Source organism: Pseudomonas sp. 32_A (assembly GCF_017490905.1).
Lineage (GTDB): Bacteria > Pseudomonadota > Gammaproteobacteria > Pseudomonadales > Pseudomonadaceae > Aquipseudomonas > Aquipseudomonas inefficax.
On record NZ_JAFGYI010000081.1, the window covers coordinates 1,372 to 2,745 of the forward strand.

General features: G+C 50.9%; 1 rRNA gene (only partly in view). It reads right to left on the bottom strand.

The window, feature by feature from the left end:
- A 23S ribosomal RNA gene (locus tag J5M58_RS25640) occupies positions 1–1,374 on the bottom strand; its annotated part reaches 1,371 nt to the left of the window's first position; the annotation flags it as partial.

The following is a 1,374-nucleotide window of genomic DNA, read 5'->3' on the forward strand; positions in this document are numbered from 1 at the left end:
CCGAGTTCTCTCAAGCGCCTTGGTATTCTCTACCTAACCACCTGTGTCGGTTTGGGGTACGGTTCCCAGTTATCTGAAGCTTAGGAGCTTTTCTTGGAAGCATGGTATCAACCACTTCGTCGCCTAAAGGCAACTCGTCATCAGCTCTCGGCCTTGAAATCCCGGATTTGCCTAAGATTTCAGCCTACCACCTTAAACCTGGACAACCAACGCCAGGCTGGCCTAACCTTCTCCGTCCCTCCATCGCAATAACTGGAAGTACAGGAATATTAACCTGTTTTCCATCGACTACGCTTTTCAGCCTCGCCTTAGGGACCGACTAACCCTGCGTCGATTAACGTTGCGCAGGAAACCTTGGTCTTTCGGCGTGCGAGTTTTTCACTCGCATTGTCGTTACTCATGTCAGCATTCGCACTTCTGATACCTCCAGCAAGCTTCTCAACTCACCTTCACAGGCTTACAGAACGCTCCTCTACCGCGTCATCGTAAGATGACACCCGTAGCTTCGGTGCATGGTTTGAGCCCCGTTACATCTTCCGCGCAGGCCGACTCGACTAGTGAGCTATTACGCTTTCTTTAAAGGGTGGCTGCTTCTAAGCCAACCTCCTAGCTGTCTAAGCCTTCCCACATCGTTTCCCACTTAACCATGACTTTGGGACCTTAGCTGACGGTCTGGGTTGTTTCCCTTTTCACGACGGACGTTAGCACCCGCCGTGTGTCTCCCATGCTCGGCACTTGTAGGTATTCGGAGTTTGCATCGGTTTGGTAAGTCGGGATGACCCCCTAGCCGAAACAGTGCTCTACCCCCTACAGTGATACATGAGGCGCTACCTAAATAGCTTTCGAGGAGAACCAGCTATCTCCGAGCTTGATTAGCCTTTCACTCCGATCCACAGGTCATCCGCTAACTTTTCAACGGTAGTCGGTTCGGTCCTCCAGTCAGTGTTACCTAACCTTCAACCTGCCCATGGATAGATCGCCCGGTTTCGGGTCTATACCCAGCGACTAAACGCCCTATTAAGACTCGCTTTCGCTACGCCTCCCCTATTCGGTTAAGCTCGCCACTGAATATAAGTCGCTGACCCATTATACAAAAGGTACGCAGTCACCTAACAAAGTAGGCTCCCACTGCTTGTACGCATACGGTTTCAGGTTCTATTTCACTCCCCTCTCCGGGGTTCTTTTCGCCTTTCCCTCACGGTACTGGTTCACTATCGGTCAGTCAGTAGTATTTAGCCTTGGAGGATGGTCCCCCCATATTCAGACAAAGTTTCTCGTGCTCCGTCCTACTCGATTTCATTGACAAGAGATTTTCGTGTACGGGGCTATCACCCACTATGGCCGCACTTTCCAGAGCGTTCCACTAATCTCAAA